This window comes from Desulfocucumis palustris, assembly GCF_002933875.1.
Taxonomy (GTDB): domain Bacteria; phylum Bacillota; class Desulfotomaculia; order Desulfotomaculales; family Desulfocucumaceae; genus Desulfocucumis; species Desulfocucumis palustris.
In genome coordinates this window covers 51,870-74,878 of the sequence record NZ_BFAV01000140.1, presented here as the reverse complement: position 1 = coordinate 74,878, position 23,009 = coordinate 51,870, and the positions used below count along the sequence as shown (strand labels likewise).

17 protein-coding genes, 2 tRNA genes, 1 rRNA gene and 1 other annotated feature are annotated in these 23,009 nt (G+C 48.1%); of the genes, 18 read left to right on the top strand and 2 right to left on the bottom strand.

The features are described 5' to 3' along the window. A 5S ribosomal RNA gene (gene rrf / locus DCCM_RS12345) occupies window positions 1-78 on the top strand; the annotation flags it as partial. Window positions 79-216: 138 nt separating this feature from the next. Here rrf and pdxK read toward each other — a convergent pair. Beyond that, window positions 217-1,029, bottom strand: coding sequence for a pyridoxine/pyridoxal/pyridoxamine kinase (gene pdxK, locus DCCM_RS12340; RefSeq protein ID WP_104372691.1), 813 nt, complete (start codon window positions 1,027-1,029; stop codon window positions 217-219). Between the two features lie 535 nt (window positions 1,030-1,564). Here pdxK and DCCM_RS18250 point away from each other — a divergent pair. The 17 genes from DCCM_RS18250 to DCCM_RS12260 all read left to right on the top strand — a co-directional run bounded on the left by DCCM_RS18250 (window position 1,565) and on the right by DCCM_RS12260 (window position 22,704). Further along, on the top strand, window positions 1,565-1,678 hold the full coding sequence (locus DCCM_RS18250; protein ID WP_165792140.1) for a hypothetical protein: 114 nt from the start codon (window positions 1,565-1,567) through the stop codon (window positions 1,676-1,678). A 180-nt stretch (window positions 1,679-1,858) separates the two neighbouring features. Next, on the top strand, window positions 1,859-3,574 hold the full coding sequence (locus tag DCCM_RS12335) for a sigma-54 interaction domain-containing protein (protein WP_104372690.1): 1,716 nt from the start codon (window positions 1,859-1,861) through the stop codon (window positions 3,572-3,574). A 298-nt stretch (window positions 3,575-3,872) separates the two neighbouring features. Beyond that, on the top strand, window positions 3,873-5,315 hold the full coding sequence (locus tag DCCM_RS12330; RefSeq protein ID WP_165792139.1) for an APC family permease: 1,443 nt from the start codon (window positions 3,873-3,875) through the stop codon (window positions 5,313-5,315). A gap of 207 nt (window positions 5,316-5,522) precedes the next feature. After that, window positions 5,523-6,641, top strand: a complete 1,119-nt coding sequence (ald, locus tag DCCM_RS12325; RefSeq protein WP_104372688.1) for an alanine dehydrogenase — start codon at window positions 5,523-5,525, stop codon at window positions 6,639-6,641. Window positions 6,642-6,693: 52 nt separating this feature from the next. Beyond that, window positions 6,694-8,067, top strand: a complete 1,374-nt coding sequence (locus DCCM_RS12320; RefSeq protein ID WP_207655595.1) for an aminotransferase family protein — start codon at window positions 6,694-6,696, stop codon at window positions 8,065-8,067. Window positions 8,068-8,193: 126 nt separating this feature from the next. Then, window positions 8,194-9,753 carry a CoA-acylating methylmalonate-semialdehyde dehydrogenase gene (gene mmsA, locus DCCM_RS12315; protein ID WP_104372687.1) on the top strand — a complete coding sequence of 520 codons (1,560 nt, stop codon included), beginning with the start codon at window positions 8,194-8,196 and terminating at the stop codon, window positions 9,751-9,753. Between the two features lie 161 nt (window positions 9,754-9,914). After that, a complete protein-coding gene (locus tag DCCM_RS12310) occupies window positions 9,915-10,847 on the top strand; it encodes a radical SAM protein (RefSeq protein WP_104372686.1) in 933 nt (310 codons plus the stop codon). A gap of 119 nt (window positions 10,848-10,966) precedes the next feature. Then, window positions 10,967-11,737: a TatD family hydrolase gene (locus DCCM_RS12305; RefSeq protein WP_104372685.1), complete on the top strand. Its 771-nt coding sequence runs from the start codon at window positions 10,967-10,969 to the stop codon at window positions 11,735-11,737. 178 nt (window positions 11,738-11,915) lie between these two features. After that, window positions 11,916-13,838: a methyl-accepting chemotaxis protein gene (locus tag DCCM_RS12300; protein WP_165792138.1), complete on the top strand. Its 1,923-nt coding sequence runs from the start codon at window positions 11,916-11,918 to the stop codon at window positions 13,836-13,838. 259 nt (window positions 13,839-14,097) lie between these two features. Next, window positions 14,098-15,381: an ArsB/NhaD family transporter gene (locus tag DCCM_RS12295; protein WP_104372683.1), complete on the top strand. Its 1,284-nt coding sequence runs from the start codon at window positions 14,098-14,100 to the stop codon at window positions 15,379-15,381. 619 nt (window positions 15,382-16,000) lie between these two features. Next, window positions 16,001-16,885 carry a pyridoxal 5'-phosphate synthase lyase subunit PdxS gene (gene pdxS, locus DCCM_RS12290; protein ID WP_104372682.1) on the top strand — a complete coding sequence of 295 codons (885 nt, stop codon included), beginning with the start codon at window positions 16,001-16,003 and terminating at the stop codon, window positions 16,883-16,885. Between the two features lie 2 nt (window positions 16,886-16,887). Next, complete coding sequence (pdxT, locus tag DCCM_RS12285; protein ID WP_104372681.1) at window positions 16,888-17,457, top strand: pyridoxal 5'-phosphate synthase glutaminase subunit PdxT; 570 nt, start codon at window positions 16,888-16,890, stop codon at window positions 17,455-17,457. 63 nt (window positions 17,458-17,520) lie between these two features. Next, window positions 17,521-17,748: a binding site (T-box leader), on the top strand. A 187-nt stretch (window positions 17,749-17,935) separates the two neighbouring features. Then, complete coding sequence (locus tag DCCM_RS12280; RefSeq protein ID WP_104372680.1) at window positions 17,936-19,084, top strand: pyridoxal-phosphate-dependent aminotransferase family protein; 1,149 nt, start codon at window positions 17,936-17,938, stop codon at window positions 19,082-19,084. Beyond that, window positions 19,084-20,664 carry a phosphoglycerate dehydrogenase gene (serA, locus tag DCCM_RS12275; protein WP_174705162.1) on the top strand — a complete coding sequence of 527 codons (1,581 nt, stop codon included), beginning with the start codon at window positions 19,084-19,086 and terminating at the stop codon, window positions 20,662-20,664. Before DCCM_RS12280 ends, serA begins: the two co-directional genes overlap by 1 nt. 373 nt (window positions 20,665-21,037) lie before the next feature. After that, window positions 21,038-22,309 (top strand): serine--tRNA ligase, encoded by a 1,272-nt coding sequence (gene serS, locus DCCM_RS12270; protein ID WP_104372678.1) that lies wholly within the window; start codon window positions 21,038-21,040, stop codon window positions 22,307-22,309. A 196-nt stretch (window positions 22,310-22,505) separates the two neighbouring features. Continuing rightward, window positions 22,506-22,595 (top strand) — tRNA-Ser (locus DCCM_RS12265). Window positions 22,596-22,609: 14 nt separating this feature from the next. Next, window positions 22,610-22,704, top strand: a tRNA-Ser gene (locus tag DCCM_RS12260). 53 nt (window positions 22,705-22,757) lie between these two features. On the opposite strand, the gene DCCM_RS12255 is transcribed toward DCCM_RS12260, so the two are convergent. Beyond that, complete coding sequence (locus tag DCCM_RS12255; RefSeq protein ID WP_104372677.1) at window positions 22,758-22,967, bottom strand: hypothetical protein; 210 nt, start codon at window positions 22,965-22,967, stop codon at window positions 22,758-22,760. Between the last annotated feature and the right edge of the window lie 42 nt (window positions 22,968-23,009).

The following is a 23,009-nucleotide window of genomic DNA, read 5'->3' as shown; positions in this document are numbered from 1 at the left end:
TCCCGAACACGGTAGTTAAGCCCTTCAGCGCCGATGGTACTTGGGGTTAACCCCTGGGAGAGTAGGTCGTCGCCGGAATAAATTTTGAGGACACATTTTGTAATGTGTCCTCTTTCATTGTGCGCCCCGCCGGCCATGCCGCGGGGACCTTTTAATATTTACAGTCCCTTTTGTACATCGGGACATCAAAAAGAAACGTGTTCCTTTTCCGTGCGCCTAACGGCGGCATTTGCCGTAGGCGGCGTGATTGGTGGGGCCCACGTACTTATTTAAGGGAAAGGAATTTCTAATGGCTTCGGTTATAAAAGCCTTGGCTGTTTGGAGAGCCTCTTTCACGGTTTTTCCTTTAGCCAGCTCGGCGGTTATTGCCGCTGAATAGGTACAGCCCGCGCCATGGGTATAGGTGGTGTCAATTCTATCCGACTCCAAAAATTCAAAGGAATTGCCATCGTATAAAATATCAACGGCCTTATCATGTTCCAGTTTGGCCCCGCCTTTAATTAATACATATTGGGCTCCCAGGGATTTTATTTTTGCGGCGGCCTCCTTCATTTGCTCAATTGTTTTAATGGGGGCAAGCCCGCTTAACTGCGCCGCCTCAAATAAATTGGGGGTGACCACCAGGGCCCTGGAAACCAACAAATCACGCAGGCTCTCATTGGTTTCCGGGTGTAATGCCTCGTCGGCGCCTTTGCAGACCATAACAGGGTCCACCACAATTGTTTTCAATTGGTATTGGTCAATTTTTTTGGCGACCAGCTCGATAATGCCGGTGGAACCCAGCATGCCTGTTTTTAAAGCGTCGACGCCAATACCGCATAAAACAGTTTCCATTTGCGCCTCAACAATTTCCACGGATTGCGGAAAAACATTATGGGCCCAGTTATGGTGAGGATCCATGGCAACTATGGTGGTAATAGCGGTCATGCCGTATACGCCCCGCTCCTGAAAAGTTTTCAGGTCGGCCTGTATGCCGGCGCCTCCGCTGCTGTCCGAACCGGCAATGGTAAGTGCTTTGTAAATACCCATAAAAAAACCTCCTTGGGAAAGTGTGAAAAAAATTTTTGTGATGATATGTTTGATAACGGGCAACCGCCTTATCATAGAGTACATCAATGAAGCCAAAAAAAACAGTATCCCGGTGCCAAATAATATTTAATTTAGCTTTCTCACTTGAAAAATTAGTCTAAAGTCTTGGCATAATTGTATTTATTGGGACTATTTTGTGTAAGAGGACAACAAAAGGCATCCCCGTCTTGTAAAATAGAGAGTTGCTAAAAAACCATTTCAACAAGACGAAAGGTATTTCCTTTTCCACAGCTGGTTTGCCTTTTCGTCTGTTATCCGCGAGGTGCGTGGACATCGTCTCCATGTGTTATGCGTGGTGAAATCAACAAAAAAGGATTCATTACACTTTCGGCACCCTTTATAAAGAACTTCTTAAAAAACTTGATAAAGCTGAGATTTTAGCAAATGCCACTGTTTAAATTGGCAAGGCCTCGAAGGGGTATTCTGTTCCGGCACGGATTCAAGAAAATGTCTGGCCTTTACAACTGATTTAGAGTTGACTGATGAAGAAATTATTTGTACTTATGGAGAACGCTGGGATATATTGAAGTATTTTTTAAAACCGTCAAATTTTTTTAAGCCTTCTGCGAAAGTTATTTCTATGGACTAGTTAGTTATTAAGACGATATGTCCAATTATGGAGGGCTAAGCTGTAACAACAAGCTACTTTTGTGTTTTCTGTGTCTATGAAAGGGGATAAACTGGTTTTTTTGTTTCTTTTCTTCGTGCTATAATTTAGACTATCAGAAAAACCTCTTTATTCGTTTATTATCTTTGGGGGTGTGCTGGAATGGAAATCGCTGTAAACCAGGATAATGATGTGGGATTATCTCCTTGTGTGCTTGATTATTTGAAAATTGGCATAATAATTTGTCATCGCCCCCAATGGATGATTCAATATGTCAATTTGCCCGCGGCACAATTGTTATGCTTTGGTGCAGGGAAGTTAGCAGGAAAGTCTTTGCTCGACGGGGCCGGGAATATCAACATGTCCATGATATTGAAAAAGCTGTTGGATAGCCCGCCCTTGACAGAGGTAGTATATCAGCAAGGTGAGCAGGCATGGTCCATTGAATGGAAGGAATGGTTACCTGAACAGGCAATTGTTATTATCCAAAAAAGACCGGAGGTTATGCTTAAAAAAGAACTGGATGCCATCCTGGATTGTCTTTATGATGGTATTTGGATAACCGATGGACAAGGAGTTACTGTAAGGGTCAACAAGGCCCTGGAGAATATAGCCAATATTGATGCGGGGGAAGTTGTGGGACGTCATGTTCTGGAACCCAGGGATGAGGGAAAGTTTTCCGTTTCTGTGAATTGGCTGGCCATACAGGATCGGAAACCGGTTACCAGTCTTGACGAATACTGGTCGGGTAAATGCTGCCTGACTTCAAGTATTCCGGTTTTCAACGACCAGGGGGAGATATGGCGTGCCGTGGCAACTGTACGCGATATAACTCTTCTTCAGGAATCATATACAGAATTGTTAAATGCAAAAGAACAGGTGCGACTATATCGTGATGAACTGGACCGGCTGGAAGAAGAGCGCCAGTTGGGCGGGGAATTTGTGGGTAATAGCGCGGCGGTTCAGAAAGTCATCTCAACAGTCCGGCGCCTGGCTAAAGTGGATTCCACCGTCCTGATCCTGGGGGAAACCGGAGTAGGTAAAGATGTAGTGGCAAAAATGATCCATAATCTCAGTTTCCGTGCAGATGCTCCCTTTATTAAGGTGAACTGCGGCGCGATTCCGGAGACTTTGATTGAATCCGAGCTGTTCGGTTACGAAAAAGGCTCTTTTACCGGCGCCAGGCGCGAAGGAAAACCGGGTATGTTTGAGCTGGCCCAGGGGGGAACGATTTTTCTTGATGAGGTTGCGGAACTGCCTCTTCAATTACAGGTTAAGCTTTTACAGGCCGTGGAGGAACATACTATCTTCAGGATTGGGGGAATTCAACCGGTCAAATTGAATTTGCGAATTATTGCCGCTACCAACCGCAATCTTGAGGAAATGATAGCCAAAGAAATGTTTAGGGAAGATCTATACTATCGGTTAAAGGTTTTGCCTGTATCTATTCCTCCTTTGCGTGAACGAAAAGAGGACATTCCACTGCTGGTAAACCATCTAATTAAGAAGCTTAACGAAAAAATGGGATTGGCCGCTAAGCGGTTTGCTAAGGGGACCGTCGACATAATGTCTTGCTATCATTGGCCGGGTAATGTCAGGGAATTGCGCACGGTGATAGAGCATTTGCTGGTAATGGTGGAGGGAGACACGATTATTCCGGATGACTTGCCGTCTAGTCTGCGGCGGTCGGCCGGTCAGGAGTCGGTGGTTAATATTCAGCCCCTAAAACAGGCTGTGCAGGAACTGGAGAAAAAAATAATTTCTCTCGCCATAAAGCAGTACCGCAACAGCTACGAAGTAGCAAAAGTTTTGCAGGTCAACCAGTCTACAGTAATTCGCAAAGCAAAAAAATATGGGATTTATTTAAATAATATTTGACATGTAAAAATCTCCAGGCAACAATGCATTTAAAATGCGTTATTGCATGAAATAAAAATAGGGCTTTAAATGCTCTTAATGCCAAAAAGCATTCATAGAGCCACTATAAAAAAACGGAAGATGCCTTGTTTATGAGGCATCTTCCGTTTTTTAGTCCACATAAAAGTTGGTACAGGAATTGCTTTTATATAGTACTGATGTTTGGCATGGCTATTAAAAGATGCTCGGAGGGAGGAGGCGCATAACAAATGATTTGATTTGACCTAAACATCAAAAAATAATGAATGGAGGAAAGTGTATGGAAAACAGGGTGGAACTGAAAAAGACATTAAAACCCATGCATGTATGGGCCCTGGCAGTTGGTTCAATAATTGGTTTCGGCTGTTTTGTTCTTCCCGGGAGCTGGCTTCCCAAGGCCGGGCCTATGGGCGCCGCTATTGCCTTTGTATTAGGTGCGGCTTTTATGCTTGTAATTGCCTATAACTACGGTTTTATGATTAAAAACTTTCCAGTGGCGGGAGGGGAGTTTGCTTATGCCTACGAGGCCTTCGGGCGGAACCACGCCTTTGTTTGCGGCTGGTTTTTAACTCTTGGTTATCTGTGTCTTATTCCCTCAAACGGAAGTGCCCTTGCTGTGCTGGGAAGATACGTGGCTCCCGGATTTTTTACCCATGGCTACATGTATTCAATTGCCGGGTGGGATGTATACCTCGGAGAGATTTTGCTTGCTTCTGCCGGAATTCTTATATTTGGTATTTTAAATTACCGTGGTGTGCAGGCAGTTGGATCCATTCAGATAGTAATGTCGGCTTTGTTGTGCGGATCGGTTTTGCTGATTACTGCAGGCTCTTTCTTAAGCCCCGAAAGTTCGTTCAGCAACCTGGAGCCGCTTTTTGCCCCGGGCAAATCGATTCTGGCCAGCGTGGCAGTGGTGCTTGCCATAGCTCCATTCCTGTTTGTGGGGTTTGACACCATTCCCCAATCGGCTGAAGAATTTAATTTCTCACATGACAAATCATTGAAGCTCATGGTTACAGCAATAATTATAGGCGGACTGATGTATGCGGCAGTTTCCCTTTCTACCGCCGTGGTAGCCCCCTGGCAGCAATTGATAGCGGGGAAACCGGTATGGGCCACCGGACAGGCCATGCATCAAACTCTAGGCGCATTTGGCTTATTATTTTTGATGATTGCGGTCTTAATGGCGATTTGCACCGGTATTAACGGGTTCTATATGGCCACAAGCCGGCTGCTTTTCAGTATGGCCAGGTCCAAAGTGATACCGTCCTTTTTTGCGGACGTACATCCCAAGTATAAAACTCCTTACAAAGCTATTCTGTTTATACTGGTTATTTCATTGATAGCTCCCTGGTTTGGGAGGCAGGCAATTATTTGGATTGTGGATATGTGCGCGGTGGGAACAGCCATAGGTTATTTATATACCTGTCTGGCGCCCTACGTCTTGCACAAGTCGAATCCCGGCCTTGAGGGAGGTTCAAAGGCAAAAATCGTATCGGTATTGGGCTCTCTTTTCTCTATAGTCTTCCTTGTATTGCTGCTGGTACCGGGGTCACCGGCTGTTCTGGAAATCCCCGCATGGATAGCCCTGGCTGCATGGGTGGCCATGGGACTGGCTTTTTATGCGACTATGGCCAAGAGGTACCAGCAAATACCCAAAGAGGAGCTTGATTATCTGGTTTTAGGCGAATTGTCCCCCAATACTATCAGGAGGAAAGTTTAAATAAGCTTTTGACCTTGACATGCAAAAGGATTTTTTCTTTTTAGGTAATGTAAGTGCATCAATAAATTGATGCGCTTACATTATACAAAAAGCACAGGAGGTCTTAAATGAAGATATAGGAGTGTTTTGCTCAGAAAGTTAATGGTTGGTTCATGTTTTTGTTTTGTGACCGGACAAAAAATTAATAGCATTGGAGGATATTTGGATATGATAGTCGGCGTTCCCAAGGAGATAAAAAATAATGAAAACAGAGTGGCCTTGACGCCTGCCGGTGTAACAGCGCTGATTCAGGACGGGCAAAAAGTATTGGTGGAAAAATCGGCAGGGGCAGGCTCCGGTTTCAGTGATGAAAGCTACGCTGAAGCGGGGGCAAAAATTTTAGAATCAGCCAAAGAAGTGTTTGATGGATCAGATATGATCGTAAAGGTGAAGGAGCCCCTTCCCCAGGAATATACCCTTTTTAAAGAAGGTCAGGTTCTTTTTACCTACCTTCACCTGGCTCCGGAGAAGGAGCTTACGAGAGTTCTTTTAGAAAAGAAAATAGTTGGCATAGCCTATGAAACTGTTCAAATGCCCAATGGCTCCCTGCCTCTTCTGGCGCCCATGAGTGAGATTGCCGGCAGAATGTCAGTCCAAGTCGGAGCTCATTTCCTGGCTAAACAATATGGCGGCAAGGGCGTGCTTCTTTCAGGAGTCCCCGGCGTTCCTCCGGCCAGGGTTACCGTGGTGGGCGGCGGTGTGGTAGGCGCCAACGCGGCTGTAATGGCTGTTGGTTTGGGCGCTGATGTGACCATAGTTGAGAAGAACCCGGATCGTTTAAGAGAGCTGGATACCCTTTTCGGATTCAGGGCTAAGACCCTTATGTCGAATTCCTACAACCTGATGGATGCCGTCGCAAAATCGGACCTGCTGATAGGGGCGGTTTTATTGCCCGGCGCCAAAGCACCGAAGCTGGTCACCGAAGAAATGGTAATGCAGATGAACGAGGGGTCCGTTATTGTGGATGTAGCCATAGATCAGGGCGGTTGCGTTGAGTCTGTCGACAGGATAACCACACACGACAACCCCACCTTCATCAAGCATGGTGTTGTTCATTACAGCGTTGCCAACATGCCGGGAGCTTTGGCCAGGACCTCCACGCTGGCCTTGACAAACGCCACCCTGCCATACGTATTGAAGCTGGCCGCCATAGGCTATAAGGACGCTATAACGAATGATCAGGCCGTCTTTAAAGGCGTCAACGTATATAACGGCAAGGTAACCTGCAAAGAGGTCGCGGATGCCCTGGGATTTGATTATATTCCCTTAAACCAGTTGCTTAACTGATAATGTCCGGGCTTATTTAACTTGAATTCAAAGATATGAGGGGGTAGAAATAATGACCGATATAAGCATGAATGCTGATCAGCTGGTAAAGCTTGATCGTGAATGCATGTGGCACCACATCATACAGCATAAAATTTTTGATGCCGTTGAACCTACAATAATGGTCGAAGGAAAAGGCTGCATGGTAAAGGACGTCCACGGCAGGGAATATCTGGACGGATTATCCGGCGGTGTATGGTGTATTAATGTTGGGTACGGTGAGGATAGGGTTTCCGATGCTATTCACCGACAACTGAAAAAGCTGCCGTATTATGCCGGGTCGGCCGGAAATCCCCCGAGCATATTGATGGCCAAGAAACTGACCGAGCTAATGCCGTACCTGCAAAGGGTTTTTATTTCAAACAGCGGGTCGGAGGCCAATGAAAAAGCATTTAAAATATCAAGACAGTATAACCGCCTCAAAGGCAAAGACAAATATAAAATCATTTATCGCGAAAGGGACTATCACGGAACAACCTTTGCCGCTATGAGCGCCACCGGCCAGCCGGAAAGGATAATGGGCTATGAGCCCCTATTGCCGGGATTTTACGGCATTCCCCCCGTATACTGTTACAGGTGCAGCCTTGGCAAAACTTACCCCGGCTGTGATATTGCCTGTGCCCGGGCGCTGGAAAAATTAATTCTGGCTGAAGGGCCCGACACCGTGGCGTCCGTTATTCTGGAGCCTATTACGGCGGGCGGCGGTATTATCGTGCCGGTAGATGAATACTTCAATGTGATCCAGGAGATCTGCAAGAAATATGATGTCCTCCTTATTATGGACGAGGTTGTGAACGGCTTCGGCAGGACAGGAAAGATGTTCGGCCACCAGCACTGGGATGTAAAACCGGATATGCTTACAACCGCCAAGGGGATTGCCAGTTCATACATGCCTCTTTCGGTGACTATGGCCACAAACGATATTTTTAAAGTCTTCCTTAACGATCCGGGAGACACGCTGGCATACTTCAGGGATATAAGCACCTATGGAGGCTGCGCGGCGGCTTGCGCGGGAGCCCTGGAAAACATAAAGATTATTGAAGACAGCAAGCTCTGTGAAAACAGTGAAAAAATGGGCAGCTACCTTATGGAAGGCCTAAAAGAGTTCGAAAGCTTGCCGTTTGTTGGCCAGGTACGGGGAAAAGGCCTGTTCGTAGGGATTGAGCTGGTGGAGGACAAAAAGACCAAAGCACCGGTAAGCGAGGGGCTTGCAGGGAAAGTAGTCGCCGCTGTCAAGGAAAAGGGTGTACTGATAGGAAAGATGAACAGAAGCATTTCAGGGTACAACAATGTGCTGACAATGGCTCCTCCTCTCATAATCAAAAAGGACGAGATTGATAGAATTGTCACGGCTGTCAAATATGCCTTGGAAAAGTGCCGGATTTGAGATATTCCCAGCTTGCATACCGGAAATACATTCGTGGTTTTCAAGGGCGCTGAGGAAAAGCGTTTAGCCAAGCTTTTCTTTTTACAAGTGCCTGGATATAAAGTTCGTTAAGGAGGATAAATAAGCATGGATAAAGAACGCACATTCACCCGTATTCGTAATTTTATCAACGGAGAGTGGCAAGAGGAAACCAATGTTCAATACAAACCGCTCTATAATCCCTCCACCGGCGAAATCATTGGCGAGGTCCCCATGTCGTCACCGGAAGCATCCGAGGCGGCTATCGAAACCGCATATGCCGCCTACCCTGCCTGGAGAAAGCTGTCGCTGCCCAAACGGGTTCGTTATCTTTTTGACATTCGCCAGGCAATGGTTGACCGGTTGGAAGACCTGGCCTACGCCATTGCCCTGGACCAGGCCAAGCATATCAGTGAAGCGCGCGGCGAGGTCCAGCGGGTGATAGAAATCTTTGAAGCAGCCTGCGGTATTCCCACATTAATCCAGGGTGAGACATTGGAAGGTATCAGCGGTACAATCAACGGAAGGGTGATCAAGCAGCCGCTGGGTGTTTTCGGGGGAGTCGCCCCGTTTAACTTTCCCGCCCTGGTGTTCGGTTGGTTTATCCCATACGCCATCGGCGTGGGCAACACCTTCGTGTTCAAGCCCTCGACGCAATCGCCTCTTTTTATGCAGCGGATGGGGGAAATATTCCAGGCGGTGGGTCTGCCCAAGGGTGTTGTCAACATCATTCACGGCAACCGCAGTGTGCCCGAATCCTGGTACCAGCACCCCAAAATGGCGGGTGTCTGCCTGGTGGGCTCAACACCGACCGCCAAAAGCATTGCCGAGGGCTGCGGCCGGGGCGGCAAGCGCACCATGCTTCTCGGCGGGGCCAAGAATTACCTGGCGGTAATGGAGGACGCCGACCCCGATATTTTCATCACCAATTTCATAAATTCCTGCTACGGCTCCGCCGGTCAGCGCTGTCTCGCAGGCTCTATCGTGGCGCTGGTTCCGGAAATCTATGATGATTTTCTCTCCAGAATGGTGGAAGCCTCCAGGAAGGTCAAGGTAGGCAATGCAATGGATCCGGATACCGACATGGGACCTGTTATTTCGGCGGAGGCTAAGGCCAAGATCGAAAAATATATTGAGATCGGCGTGTCCGGAGGGGCGAAACTGATTCTCGACGGACGTAATCCAAGGGTGGACGATCCGAATGGATACTATGTGGGGCCAACCATTCTGACAGATGTGACTCCCTGCATGCGGATAGCCCAAGAGGAGATCTTCGGCCCGGTGGTATCCGTGGTGCGTGTCCAGGACATCGACGACGTACTGGAACTGATCCGCCGTCAGGAGTTTGGCAACGGCGCATGCATTTTTACTCAAAACCAGTATTATACAGAGAGGTTTATTGCGGATGCTGATGTCGGCATGGTTGGTGTAAATGTGGGCATCTGCGCTCCGCACCCTTACCTTCCTTTTGGGGGAATTAAAGATTCATTGATAGGCACCGACAAAGTTCAGGGAAAGGATGGCATTGACTTTTTCACTCAGAACAAGATTGCCACCGTTCGCTTCGCACCGCCAACCGGGACTGCCGCAAAGCAAAAAGACAGTTCCCCGACTTCCTCCGAGGCCAATCAGGGAAAACCGGCTGTGCGCAGTTGCGTGGCTTCCTAATGAGAAAGTCTTAAAAGAAATTTGGTAGAAAACGGAATGAGGTTTTAAAGCTGTTGTGGCTTTAAGGCAGTGTATGGCCTATGGAGCCGCCCGCGGGGGTCATCTATAGGCCATCACTGTCTGCAAACAGCCCTTAGATATAGATAAAGGATGAATACAACATGGAAACCCGTTATTTGTTTGGGCCAGTTCCATCCAGGCGATTGGGCGTATCCCTGGGGGTCGATTTGGTTCCCTTTAAAACATGTAGTTTAGATTGCGTTTATTGTGAGTGTGGAAAAACTACGCATTTAACTATTAGCCGAAAAGAGTATGTTCCGGTTAACGAAGTTTTAAAAGAATTGGATGAATATTTGCGAAAAGATCCTCAACTTGACTATATTACCTTTTCCGGTTCCGGGGAACCCACATTATACAGTGAAATAGGACAGGTCATTAATTACATTAAAGATAACTTTCCCCGGTACAAAGTTGCTGTTTTAACCAATGGTACGCTTTTGAGCTGCAGTGAGGTAAGTGATCGGCTGAAAAGGGCCGATATGGTTATCCCTTCTTTGGACGCCGCTTCCGAGAATACGTTTAAAAAAATAAACCGGCCTCATTCCAGTATTAAATGCAGCGATGTTATATCCGGGATTGCCCGTTTCCGTCACCAGTACCAGGGAGATATCCGGTTGGAGGTATTTATTGTCCCTGGCCTTAACGACACGGAAGTGGAACTGAGGCAACTGAGAGAGGCTATTCAGGAAATTAGACCCGGGTGTATTCAATTAAACTCACTGGACAGGCCGGGAACAGAAAATTGGGTTAAACCGGCAGACAGCTTAGAAATGCGGAAAATTGCCGCATATTTGGGTGATGCTGAAATTGTTGGACATTTTAAACCCCGGCAAAAGATAGCCGCTTTTAGTAAAGATAAGGAACAGAGTATTTTGCTGACCTTAAAAAGAAGACCATGTACCGCTGAGGATCTTGAACATATTTTAAATTTGCACATGGCGGAGATTCAAAAATATCTGCAGGCACTTTTGGAATCGGGGCAAATAGAAAACGAACAGCTGGGGCGGGGGGTCTTTTTTAAAATAAAAAAATAAGGTTGTCGCTGCCCAGGCTGATAACAGCTATATCACCATAATAACCTTTTTTATTCCGGATTGCCTTTGGTAAAATGCAGGACAAATTGATTAAATGACGAGGAGAATTTTTAATTATCATGACTATAAAAAATTTGATTGACAGCCACACTCATGCCGGCATGATACCTTATGATGGTTTTATCGCCATGGCGGCAAACGGTATCAATAAGGCGGTAAGCTGTTCCATTGTTATCTCTGCCCGTTATGCCGAAAGTTACTTTGACCATTTTAGAGCGATCAGCGGCTTTTACCGCCAGCTGGCGGCAGCGGTGGGCGTTGATCTTTACACAGCGGTTGGCGTACACCCGGCGGGTATACCCGGAGATTGGGCAAGGGTTATCGATAAACTGCCGGAATTTTTAAAAGAAGAGACAGTTGTGGGAATTGGAGAAGTGGGTATGAATAATGCCTCCCCGCTGGAAAAAGAAGTTTTAAAAGCTCAATTGGAAGTGGCCAGGGACAACAATGTTCCGGTTATTATCCACACTCCCAAGGAGAACAGACAGACTATCGTAGGCATAATGCTCGATATGGCGGCAGGGGTGGGAATTAACCCCGGGTTGCTGGTGATTGATCATGCCCACCTGGATATCATCGGCCAGATTAACGAATTCGGGGCTGTTCCCGGATTAACCATCAGGAAGCAAAACCTTACCCCCGGTGTACTTGTCGACAACCTGGAGTTGTTTATAAACGGCATGCTGAACAGTGATTACAGCAATATTATGCCCAATGACCCGGCCGGGATGATTGAAGCGGTTAAACATATGCAGCAGGAAAATGTGGATGCTAATATAATCAATGAAATGGCCGGAGGAAGGGCGGCCAAACTATACGGGATTAGTTAATCTTGCTTGCAGGTTTCAGGTTCTGCCCTAAAACAATTAGAATAGCTTTGAGGCAGAAAAACCAACCTGGAATAAAAGGTGTTGGGAAGGTATAATCGGTTTCTGCGCTTAGCGACATTAGGAATAATATTGGCCAAAAATAGGCATGCGGAACCGCGGATTAAGGAGATCGTATCAAATGAATAAGTATAGCAAATCAGTTGTTACTAAACTGTTAACACCTATAATAATTTTACTGGTTATAAGTTTTGCACTACTGGCTATAGTAAACAATTATGAAATGAAAAAGCTGGTATGGTCGGGTATAAAAACCAGCGGCACAGAATCCTCTAAAAGGGCAGCCGCAGAAATTCAATCCTATTTGGAACGATATTCCGGCATGGTAATGGCTTTGGCTAATTCCAGAGAAATTATTGATTTTGCTAAAATAACTAAAGAACGCAGTCCAAAATCTTATCAAGGAAGTGATAAATACGTTAATTATCTTTTAACTATTAGAAATGTAGTAAGCAAAGATTCTAATATATTTAACCTTTACTTTGGTTCGGAAAATAGTCAGACATTTTTTGATATTCAAGAATTTGAAGTTCCCCCGGATTACACGTGTGATAAACGTTCCTGGTATGTCGAGGGAAAAAAGGCAAATAGAATTTATGTTACTAAGCCCTATATAGATAAGGTCACAGGTAAACAAGTTGTGTCCATAACTGCTCCTGTTTATGAAGGGAATAGTTACCTTGGCCTGTTTGTAATGGATCTTTCCTTGGAAACGGTAGATAAAATTGTTGATACAGTCGGCACATATAATGGAGGATACGCATTTTTAGTGGCTCAGGACGGGACTTTTTTGGTACACCCTGAAAAAAAATTAATAATGTCTGCAAAGGCTACTCAAATAGAGGGTGAATTTAGTAAAATCGGCAGTGAAATGGTATCCGGGAAAGATGGTTGGGGATTATCCAATTTTAACGGTGAAACATTATATACATTTTATGACCCAATCAAATTGGCGGATTGGTCTATAGGTGTCAATGTTCCTGAGGCTGAAATAACCAGGCCAATTGGTAACCAAACAAAATTAATTATTATAATCAGCGTTATTGTTGGAATTATGTGGATCCTGGTTGTGCTGTATTTTGTGCGCCGCACATTAATCCCCCTGGGCACTCTGAATAAACTTTTTGGTAAAGCCGCAATGGGTAATCTGGCAATTAAGATAAATGATGCAGGATCTGATGAGATAGGTCAATTAACAAATAGTTTCAATATGATGATTACCAGCCTGAGAGATTTAGTTAATATTATTTTGACACTTTCCGGCCGATTGGTTTTACATAGTCAAGAATTGGCTGCTTCCAGTGAAGAGGTCAGCGCAACTGTTGAAGAATTAGCCGGTACTACTAATGAAGTTGCGGCAACCTCGGCCCAGGGGGCAGAAATTGCGGAAACAGCGGCTAAAGAATCAGACCAGGTAAGGCAGGTTGCAGAGGAAGGCAATCTGGCTGTGCAAAAAGTGGTAGAAAAGATCAACTCAATAGCCTTAGCTGAACAAATGGTTGCTGGCGCCATTAAAAAGCTGGGAACTCAATCTGAACAAATTGGCAAAATTATTGAGACAATTACCGACATAGCGGAGCAAACGAACCTTCTTGCTTTGAACGCTGCCATTGAAGCTGCCCGGGCCGGAGAACATGGCCGTGGATTTGCAGTAGTGGCTGAGGAAGTTCGTAAGCTGGCTGAGCAATCTGCTGGTGCCTCCAAGGGGATTACAGACTTGGTCAGGGAAATTCAGATTGGGGTTGATGAAGCCGTATATGCAATAGAGAATGGAGTTAAGGAAGTTGATGAAGGGGTGCAGGTGACTAATAATGCCGGTGCTTCGTTGAAGCAGATTATTGGAGCCGTGGAGAAAAATACAAAAATGATTCTGGAGGCCGCTAATGGTTCTAAGCAGGCCAATGAAGGAACGCAACAGCTTACAGCATCCAACGAGCAGATTGCTTCTTCTATACAGCAGGTAACCAGCGCCGCCCAAGAGTTAGCCAATATCGCGGAGGAATTGCAAAAAACAGTAGCTAAGTTTAAAGTTGATGAAGCATAAATGACAATATAAGGCCCGCCTGGGCGGTAACAATTTTATCTCCCACTGTGCCATGGTTGCCGGGGGCAGCCTGGGAGATAACGTTTCTGTGCGTCCGACTCGGTGGTGCTGGAACAGGGCCTGGCGGACGCTCTTCCGCAAGTGACGGAAGATGAGAGGCGCTTTTCCTCTGAAGTTGCTGAAATAAATCAAAAATTACTAAAGGGTTATTCCTTGTCAAAGCGAAGCCGAGAATTGTATAAGGGACGGAGTGATTTTTATGTCGGCTCAGACGCAGATTTTGTTTACCGGTGGAATTTTTCTGCTTACCTACGCAATGATCATGCTGGAAAAAATTCATCGTACGGTGGTGGCCCTGGCGGGCGCCATGATAGTAATTTTAGCCGGGATTGTCAGCCAGGAGCAGGCTGTTGAAAGCGTTGATTTCAACACCATCGGCCTGCTGACAGGCATGATGATCATAGTGGGGGTAACCAGGCGTACCGGGGTGTTCGAGTTCATGGCGGTGTTTGCCGCCAAGGTCGCCAAGGGTGACCCGGCTAAGATAATGATTTCCCTGGCTACCATCACGGCGGTAAGCTCCGCCTTGCTGGACAACGTTACCACGGTGCTGCTCATAGTGCCGGTAACCTTTGTAATTGCCAAACAGCTGGACGTAAATCCCATACCCTATTTAATTGCCGAGGTGGTCGCTTCCAATATAGGGGGCACCGCCACCCTCATAGGAGACCCGCCCAACATTATGATCGGCAGCGCCACGGGACTTGGGTTTATGGATTTTGTATTGGCCCTGGCCCCTGTCATTGTGGTGATTCACATAGCCGCTATGATTTGGCTGAAAGTATTATACAGAAAAGATATGGTTACCCGGGAAGAGCTGAAAAGGAACATAATGGCGCTGAATGAAAAGGACGAAATCAAGGATGAAAAACTTTTAAAAAAATGTCTGGCGGCTATCGCCATAACCGTACTTGGTTTTGTACTGCACCAGTACCTGCACCTGGAGTCCGGCACCGTGGCCCTGGCCGGGGCGACGCTCTTGCTGCTGATAACCGGGGATGAGCCGGAACACGCCCTGTCGGCGGTGGAATGGCCGGTTATATTCTTCTTTGTGGGACTGTTCATTATTGTGGGGGCGCTGGAGCATGTGGGAATCATCGAAGCCATCGCCAGAAAGTCACTGGAAGTGACCGGCGGGGCCATACTGCCCACAGGGCTGCTGATACTCTGGCTTTCCGCCATACTGTCGGCCTTTATAGACAACATACCTTTTGTAGCCACCATGATCCCGCTGATCCAGGAAATGGGGCGTCTGGGGGGGATAGCCAATTTGGAGCCACTGTGGTGGTCACTGTCCCTGGGAGCCTGCCTGGGCGGCAACGGCACCCTCATAGGAGCTTCCGCCAATGTGGTTGTGGCCGGCATGGCGGAAAAGAGAGGCGCATACCTTACATTTATACATTTTACCAAGGTGGCTTTTCCCATGATGATTATGTCGATAATTATCAGCACCGGCTATCTGGTACTCTTTTATTTAAGATAAGCAAGGAAAAAACCGTTAATCAGGGTTTGCTGGAATAGCTATGAGATCCAGTAATAACAAAGGATTGACGATATTTTTGCCGAATTATTATCCAAGGAAAACAGGTTCAAACATGTAAAAGGCTTGCACTTGGAGGTGGAGAAATGTACCGGACAAGGATACACCGGATCGATAAACGCATAGTCAGCAGCTCTCAGCCCCATGTGCGTCCCATAGTAAGAGGCAAGACCAGGGCAGAGACCGACTCCGGGGAAAGGATGACATTGACTTTTTCACTCAAAACAAGATTGCCACCGTTCGCTTCGCACCGTTAACCGGGACTGCCGCAAAGCAAAAAGACGGCTTCCCGACATCCTCCGAGGCCAATCAAGGAAAACAAACTGTGCGCAGTTGCGTAACTTCCTAGTGAAAAAGTCTTAATGGATTAGTGGAAAACATTTTCAATCAGTACAACAAAATGATAAAATAACCGGGTCAGGAAAAACTATTGCCAATGGTTTAGAATGGTGATAAGAATATCTATATGTCGGGTACATTCCTTTTCAAATTTGTAAAGAAAGAAAATGTTTTTGCAAAAATATGGAAGTGTGCCCCTGACCATAATAAGGAGGAACTTTAAGTGGCGGAAAAAGGAACCTGGACAGTTAAAAAAGGTTTGGCGGAAATGCTCAAGGGCGGGGTAATAATGGACGTTACAACCCCGGAGCAGGCAAAGATAGCCGAAGAGGCGGGGGCATGCGCGGTCATGGCACTGGAGCGCGTTCCGGCGGATATCCGGGCGGCTGGCGGTGTGGCCAGGATGGCGGATCCCACAATAATACAAAGAATAATGGAGGCAGTTACCATCCCGGTGATGGCCAAGGTGCGCATCGGTCATTTTGTGGAGGCCCAGATACTGGAACACCTGGGGGTAGATTACATAGATGAGAGTGAAGTGCTTACTCCGGCGGACGAACATCACCATATAGATAAAAATGCCTTTAAAGTACCCTTTGTTTGCGGCTGCCGCAACCTGGGCGAGGCGTTAAGGAGAATAGGCGAGGGCGCGGCCATGATCCGCACCAAGGGAGAGCCCGGCACCGGCAACGTGGTGGAGGCGGTCCGCCATATGCGCATGGTAATGGGCCAAATAAGGCGCATTCAGAATATGCCCGGGGAAGAGCTGATGTCTGCGGCCAAGGAAATGGGCGCTCCTTATGATCTGCTGCTTCAGGTAAAGGAACTGGGACGTCTGCCCGTGGTGAACTTTGCCGCCGGCGGTATTGCCACACCGGCTGACGCCGCTTTGATGATGCAATTGGGCTGCGACGGGATATTCGTGGGATCGGGCATATTCAAATCAAACAATCCGGCAGCCAGGGCCAAGGCCGTTGTGGCCGCCACCACCCACTACAACGACCCGCAGATTCTGGCGGAAGTATCCAAGGATCTGGGGGAGGCTATGCCAGGAATTGAGATTGCTTCCATTCAGCCTGAACAAAGGATGCAGGACAGGGGCTGGTAGAAATGCTGATAGGGGTGCTGGCCCTGCAGGGGGCTTTTATAGAACACGAAAAGATGCTGCGTTCCCTGGGAGTGGATACGGTTCAGGTAAGACTTCCCGGGCAGCTTGATAAACTGGACGGGCTGGTTATACCAGGCGGGGAAAGCACCACCATGGGAAAATTAATGAATGATTTTGGCCTTTTTGAACCCATCAGGGAAAAGGCTGAAAACGGATTGCCGGTTTTGGGGACCTGTGCCGGGATGATTATGATGGCCAGGGAAATTGCCGGCTCCTCCCAGCCCCGGCTGGGACTGATGGATATTTCCGTGGAGCGCAATGCTTTTGGACGGCAGGTGGATAGCTTCGAGGCGGACATTAACATTGAGGCTATAGGAGAAGAGCCCTTCCGGGCGGTTTTTATCAGGGCGCCCTATATACTGGGCGTAGACGGCAATGTGCAGATTTTGGCCCGCCACGGCGATAAAATAGTTGCAGCCAGGCAGGGAAGATTTATGGTGCTGGCGTTTCATCCGGAACTTACCCGGGACAACCGGCTGCACAAATATTTTTTAGAAAATATGAACATTTAGCAAAACAGTAATTATATGTTGCAAAATGGTTTTCGATGTTGTATTATTTATTTCAAGTTCAAAAAAAACCTTATGCAGGGGTAAAGTAACCAGCAAGGTCTTTCACAGAGAGCCGGTGGCAGGTGTAAACCGGTAGGGCGGCTGGCGAAAGAGCTCTCCGAAGGGGGCCCGCTGAAAGCAAAAGTAGGCGGGCACGGGATGATACCCGTTACAACGATGAGTGGGCTTGGGCTGGTTTTTTGCCCTTGCCAAAAAGGGTGGCACCGCGGGAAAATACCTCTCGTCCCTATTGGAAATATCCAAGGGGAGACGGGAGGTTTTTTATTTTGTTTCCCCTTTGGGGTAAAGGTGGGGTCAGCTATTCGATAAGGATTCTATTTTATTCTAAATATGGGGACAATTGTTGTTTTTTAACTTATAAATAATTTTAATATCCGGTGATTTTTAACCGGCTGTGAACACGAAAGGGGTAATTTAAATGCAGGGAAAAAATTATTTAATGATTCCGGGACCCACGGCTGTTCCTCCCTCGGTGCTGGAGGCGATTTCCCGGCCCATGTTCGGCCACCGCACAGAGGAATTCGCCGCCATGTATAAAAGGATAGTGGAAAAGCTCCAGGTGGTGTTCCAGACAAAAAACGATATATTCGTGCTGACCCAGACCGGTACCGGCGGCATGGAAACCGCCATTGCCAATACCGTCAGCCCCGGGGACAAAGTTCTGGCTCTGGTAACCGGTAACTTTGGCGAAAGGTTCGCCAAGCTGGCCAGGATTTACGGCGGTGAGGTGGATGAGCTCAAGTTTGAGTGGGGCAGCTGCGTTGACGTAAAACAGGTGGAGGAGAAGCTGTCCGCCAACCGGTACAAGGTGGTTCTGGCCACCCAGAATGAAACTTCCACGGGTGTTTTGAACGACATTGAAGCCATAGGCAAACTGGTGGCAAAAACCCCGGCGCTGCTGCTGGTGGATGGGGTCAGCGGAGTGGGCGGCATCGAAATAAAAGTTGACCAGTGGAATGTGGACATTCTGGTAACCGCGTCCCAGAAGGCCATGATGCTTCCCCCCGGGCTGGCTATGGTAAGTGTCAGCCCGAAAGCCTGGGCTGTAATTGATAAAAATACCTCCCCGAGATTTTATTTCAGCCTGCCGGCCTGCAAGGGTAAAATAGACAGCTGGAATACCCCGTATACACCCGGCGTGTCCCTTTACGTGGGACTGGACGCGGCCCTGGAAATTATGATGAATGAGGGCATGGACAACGTGTATGCCAGGCACAAATTACTGGCTGAGGCCACCAGGGCCGCCGCCAGGGCGCTGGGTCTGAAATTGCTGGCTGAGGACGCCTGGGCTTCTCCGGTGGTAACGGGCATTTATAGCCCCGAGGGCATGGGAGCCGACGATATCCGTAAAATAGCCAAGAAGGAATTTGCCGTAACCTTTGCCGGAGGCCAGGGCAAATTAAAGGGTAAGGCCTTCAGAATAGCCCATATGGGATTTGCCGACAGAATGGACGTAATAATAGCCATTGGCGCTCTGGAGATGGCGCTGAAAAAAGCCGGCCATGCCATGGAACTGGGGACCGGCCTTAAGGCAGCCCAGGAAGTACTGATGGGAGGGAGCAAATAATGAAAGTTCTGGTTATGGATGGTGTTTCCGAGGAGGGTTTGAAACCTCTCCGGGAAAACCCCGAAATAGAAGTGGTTATAGGGCAAAAGATGACCGAGGATGAATTATGCGCCGCCATTTCCCAGTACGACGCCATGATAGTGCGCAGTGCCACCAAGGTTACCGCCAAGGTTTTTGAAAGCGCCGCCAATTTAAAGGTGGTGGGCCGCGCCGGCGTCGGGGTTGATAATATTGATCTGGAAGCCGCCACCAAAAAAGGGGCGCTGGTGGTCAACGCCCCGGACGGCAACACCATTGCCGCCTGCGAGCACAGCATCGCCATGATGCTGGCCCTGGCCAGAAACGTTCCCCAGGCCGTGGGTAAAATGAAGGAAAAGGTCTGGGATAAAAAGGCCTTCTTAGGCGTGGAACTAAGGGGAAAAACCCTGGGTGTTCTCGGATTGGGCCGGATCGGCTCCGCCGTGGCCAAAAGGGCCCAGGCCCTGGAGATGAATGTTATCGCCTACGACCCGTTTATCACCGAGGAAAACGCCTCCAGGCTGGCGGTGGAACTGATGCCCCTGGAAGAGGTTTTTAAAAAGTCCGACTTTATAACCATTCATATGCCCAAAACCAAGAACTCCTATCATCTGATCAATGATAATACCATAGCTCAAATGAAACAGGGCGTGCGCATCGTCAACTGCGCCCGGGGCGGCATAGTGGACGAGGAGGCCCTGTATAAAGGAATGATGTCCGGCAAGGTGGCAGGGGCGGCCCTGGACGTGTTTGAAAAAGAGCCTAATTTGGAAAGCCCGCTGCTGGAACTGCCCAACTTTATCGCCACCCCGCACCTGGGCGCCTCCACCAGGGAAGCGCAGCTGAACGTGGCTGTGGACGTCGCGGAGGAAATAGTCAATGCCCTTACCGGCAAGCTGGTGAAAAACACAGTAAACATTCCATCCATCAGCCCCAAGGCCCTGGCTGTTATTAAACCCTACCTTGGCCTGGCGGAAAAACTGGGCCGCTTCCATGCCCACCTGGTGGACGGAAGGATTAAAAAGGTTGAGGTTGTATACAGCGGTGAACTGGCCAGCCAGGATGTTATGCCCCTTACCACCGCCCTGCTCAAGGGCTTGTTGGACCCCATCCTCCAGGAAAGCGTTAATTTCGTCAACGCTCCCCTGCTGGCCAAAAACCGGGGCATTCAGGTGTTCCAGACCACTGACGGGGACTCGGAGGGATATGCCAATCTGATTTCCATAAAGGTTTATACCGACAGCGGCGACAAATGCCTGGCGGGAACTCTTTTCGGACAGAGCGACGCCCGGCTGGTGATGATAGACGGCTACCGCATTGACGCCGTGCCCAGCCAGCATATGCTTTATATTCCCCATGTGGATAAGCCCCGTATAATAGGTCCTGTGGGGACGCTTATCGGCGAGCACAACATCAATATCGCCGGTATGCAGGTGGGCCGCAAGGAAATAGGCGGCAAAGCGGTGATGATCCTGGCGGTGGACGGCCTGGTGCCGGACGAAACCCTGAAAGAAATCGCCGCCATTGACGGGGTCATTGAGGTGAAGATGATTAACCTGTGATTTCCCCCAAGCGGCTTTCTTTCAGCATTTAAATAAGGTTTTCATATAAAAACGGTTAAAGGCAGGTGTCTTTAACCGTTTTTTTAACAGGTTCACGAAGGGATGTTCCCGGCTTACGGTAAATTATTATGGGCGGCCTGACGGCTCAATTGGAAGGTTTTCTTGTTTTTGAACAATTTCGCCGGAGAAAGTCACCAGGCTACTGTTTCTTGCTGAAATATCTGTGTTATTATTACTAATGACGGTCTGCATTTAATGGGGTTGTCAGGTTGTAGTGCCGGCATAAATTGGCAATAATAGTACTTACCTGGTGATTATAACCGGCTGGGCCGGAGAAATATTATATTATGATCTGTGGCGGAGGTATGATACCATGCTGGATTTAAAATTTGTGCGCGCTAATCCTGAAGAGGTTAAGGAAGGATTGGCCAGGAGGGGAGCCGACGTATCCCTGCTGGATCCCTTTTTAAAGCTGGATGAAACCCGCCGGGAAAAGCTGCATGCGGTGGAGCAGCTGAAAAACCGGCGCAATGTGGTGTCCGAGGAAATCGGCAGGCTGAAAAAAAGCGGACAGGAAGCGGAAGACAAGGTGCTGGAAATGCGCCAGGTTTCCCAGCGGATAAAGGAAATGGACGACGAGCTAAAGGATCTGGAGGAGCAATTGCAGGCAACGCTGCTGACAATTCCCAACATCCCCAACGAGACTGTTCCCTACGGCAAAGACTCCAATGACAACGTGGAGGTGCGTCGCTGGGGCCGGCCCGCTGATTTCGGTTTTGCGCCCAAGGCTCACTGGGATATAGGAGAATCCCTGGATATATTCGATTTCGAGCGGGGAGGCAAGGTAACCGGCGCCAGGTTCACCTTTTACAAAGGTCTGGGAGCCCGGCTGGAAAGGTCCGTTTTTAACTTTTTCCTGGACCTGCACACCCGGGAGCACGGATATGTGGAGGTATTTCCGCCTTTTATGGTGAACAGCTCCAGCATGGTGGGAACAGGTCAACTTCCCAAATTCGCGGAGGATATGTTCAAGGTGGAGGGAACCGATTATTACCTTATTCCCACCGCCGAGGTTCCGGTGACCAACCTGTACTCCAATGAAATACTGGACGGCGGCAAGTTGACTATTTCACACTGCGCCTACAGCGCTTGCTTCAGGGCTGAGGCCGGGGCGGCCGGCAGGGATACCAGGGGGCTTATCCGCCAGCATCAGTTCAACAAGGTGGAAATGGTTAAATTTACCCGCCCGGAAGATTCTTACGAGGAATTGGAGAAGCTTACCCTGAATGCGGAAAGAGCTTTGCAACTGCTGGAGCTGCCCTATAGAACCGTTTGCCTGTGTACCGGGGATATGGGCTTTAGCTCGGCCAAAACCTACGATATAGAGGTATGGCTGCCCAGTTACAACGATTACAAGGAAATTTCCTCCTGCAGCAATTTTGAGGACTTCCAGGCCAGGAGGGCGAATATACGGTTTAAGGATGGAAAGGCCAAGCCCAGGTTCGTGCATACCTTAAACGGCTCCGGGCTGGCGGTGGGCAGGACCGTGGCCGCCATACTGGAGAATTTCCAGCAGGAAGACGGCAGCGTGAAGGTACCGGGTGTGCTGGTACCCTACATGGGAACAGAGTATATAAGGAACTGACAGATGGGGCCACCCGGACCGCTTTGTTAAAGCTTTAAGCCCGGCGGCTGGGAAGTGCCGGAGCGGGAGGGTTTATGGCGGGATTGGATGTTCAACTTATAGTTTACTTATATTGACAGGAACAGGGGCAGGGCTTTTATTGACAGGCATATTAGGCTATGCTATACTGATATATGCCGCTGGGGAAAGCCTGCCTGGAGGGGTGTCCGAGCGGTTGAAGGAGGCGGTCTTGAAAACCGTTGAACTCTTGCGGGTTCCGTGGGTTCGAATCCCACCCCCTCCGCCAATATGAAGCTATATGGAGAGTTGGCCGAGTTGGCTGAAGGCGCTCGCCTGCTAAGCGAGTATACGGGCATAAACCTGTATCGAGGGTTCGAATCCCTCACTCTCCGCCAGATAAAATACCAATATGCCGCACCGCCGGAAGGTGCGGCATTTATATTGCTTTTTAGATTAAATAATCGAGTATAACCACCACAGCCACTATCAGCAAAAATATACCAACCAGCACGATGGTTCTGTGGCTGTTTTTAGACAGTTTTTTTTGTTTTTCACGCTGACGGAGTAATTCCTTTTTTTCCGGCGAAACATAATTAACGTCTTTTAATTTCTTTTTTTTCCTGGGCTCAAATTGTATAACCTTTTGAGATTTATTCATTTTTTTTACCTCTAACGGGTGTTTTAACAAAATTATATAACA